We start from the raw sequence: 2,176 nt of genomic DNA, 5'->3' as shown, positions 1-2,176 counted from the left end.
CATCAGCAAATTGCACCGCCTGATCAGGACACGCCCCGGTCGAAATTCACATGGATGGTTTTTGTCTGCTTTATTTGACAGACGGGCTCGCACCTACGAAAGTCGTAGGTGCGAGCCCTTCTGACCTGGTGCCCCCGGCAGGATTCGAACCTGCGACACCCGCTTTAGGAGAGCGGTGCTCTATCCCCTGAGCTACGAAGGCAGTGGCAGTGGACGCAAGCAGCGACGTGCCTGTGGTCTGGGAGGACCACAGGCGTCAGCGTACCGGATGTGGGTCGGGCCGGTGTGGGGGTCAGGTCAGGGGGACGTGGGTGAAGCGGGCCGCTGTGTGGAGGTCCGTCTGGATGCGGGCCGCCGTGGCCGTCAGTTCCGGGACGAGGTCCGTCACGCACTCCCTCGGGGTGCGGCGGCTCGCGTGCATCGCTGTGTTCAGGGCCGCCACCACCCGGCCCGAGCGGTCGCGGATCGGGACCGCGATCGAGCGGAGGCCTTCTTCCAGTTCCTCGTCCACCAGGGCGTAGCCCTGCGCGCGGACCGAGGTCAGGACCCCTTCGAGGGTGTGTTTGTCCGTGATCGTGTGGGCGGTGAGCGGCGGTAGGTCCTTGGCCCCTCGGATTCCCTCGGACGCGTCCGCCAGCAGGACCCTGCCCAGTGCCGTCGCGTATGCCGGCAACCGCGTGCCGACCGTGATGTTCACGCTCATCACCCGGGCCGTGGCCACCCGGGTCGTGTACTGGATCTCCTCGCCGGAGTCGGACAACACCGCCAGTGACGTCGATTCGTGGATGCGGGACGTCAGGTCGGCCAGGTGCGGCTGGGCGATCTCGGGGAGGGAGGTGCGGGACAGGGGAGGGAAGCCGAGGGAGAGGACCCGGGGGGTCAGCGTGAAGGTGCGGCCCGCCGCGGCGACCAGGCCCAGGTGTTCGTAGGTGATCAGGGCCCGGCGGGCCGTCGCCCGGGCCAGGCCCGTCGCCTGGGACACCTCCGTGAGGGTCAGCGCCGGCCTCCCCTCGCCGAAGGCCGTGAGGACCGTCAGGCCCCGGGCCAGGGATTCGATGAACTCGCGGCCCAGCTGCTGCTTGGACGCGCCCGTCCAGAGCGCCAGGTCCGACGGGGGCGGGCCGGGCTCGGGGGGTGGGGCGGCGTGGAGTTCGCGTTCCATCGCCCGTACCGCGGACCGCAGCCTCGGCAGCAGCGTCGTCCGCAGGTTGTGTGCGGTGTGGCGGCTCGTGTGGCTGACCACGCTCGCCACGCTCACGATCCGGCCGCCCGGGCCGGGGGAGCGGACCGGTACCGAGATCGCCACCAGGCCCGGCTCGATGAGCTGGTCGTCCAGGGACCAGCCGTTCGCCGACGCCTCCCGCGTGCGATGTGTGAACGTCTCGTCCTCCCTCGCGCCCCCTCCGCGCGTGCGGGGCGGTACGGCCCTGAAGGACAGGTCCCTCGGGTCCGCCGCCCTGCGCTCCCGCCAGCGTTGCCAGTCCGCGGCCGTCCACTGCGTCGCGAACAGCGGCCCGGGTGCGGTGCGTTCGGCGGGGAGCAGGTCGCCGATGCGGAAGCTGAGGGACATCGCGCGGCGGCGCGTCGCCTGGTGGATGAAGCGGATGCCGTCGCGGTCGGCGACCGCGAGGGAGACCGACTCGTCCAGTTCGTCGGCCAGGGCGTCCGCGTGCGGGGAGAGCAGGGCGGGCAGGCGCAGGGCCGACATGTAGGCGTTGCCCAGTTCCATCAGGCGGGGGGACAGGTGGACGTCCCGGCCGTCGAAACGGACGTAGCCCATGCGGGCGAGCGTGGCGGTGACGCGGTCGACCGTGGAGCGGGCCAGGCCGGTGGCGCGTTCCAGGCCGCTCAGGCTCAGCGCTCCGTCCGCCTCCGTCAGCTCCCGCAGCACCGTGATGCCGCGGATCAGGGGAGTGACCGCCTCGGCGGGGACCCCTCTCTGCGCGGCCGATCCGCCCGTCCCAGCGGCTGATCCGCCGGGCCTTTTAGTCGAACCGCCCGTCCCAGCGGCCGATCCGCCGGGCCTTTTAGTCGAACCGCCCGTCCCAGCGGCCGATCCGCCGGGCCCGCCGGCCGATCCGCCGGGCCCGCCAGCCGGGTCGTCCGCCCCGCCGCCCGAGTCACCCGTCCCAGCGGCCGGGTCGCCCCTCCGCGTGGCCGACGCGGTCGTTTCCCC

General features: G+C 72.2%; 1 protein-coding gene and 1 tRNA gene. Both read right to left on the bottom strand.

The genetic code is table 11. The features are described from left to right. Positions 1 to 126: 126 nt before the first annotated feature. Positions 127 to 202, bottom strand: a tRNA-Arg gene (locus tag ABZ281_RS46880). A gap of 90 nt (positions 203 to 292) precedes the next feature. Further along, a complete protein-coding gene (locus ABZ281_RS46875; protein ID WP_356664665.1) occupies positions 293 to 1,909 on the bottom strand; it encodes an IclR family transcriptional regulator C-terminal domain-containing protein in 1,617 nt (538 codons plus the stop codon). Between the last annotated feature and the right edge of the window lie 267 nt (positions 1,910 to 2,176).

It is taken from the genome of Streptomyces sp. NPDC006265, from assembly GCF_040613555.1.
Taxonomy (GTDB): Bacteria; Actinomycetota; Actinomycetes; order Streptomycetales; family Streptomycetaceae; genus Streptomyces.
Note: the sequence above shows the minus strand (reverse complement) of the source record. Positions and strands in the feature narration are given on the sequence as shown.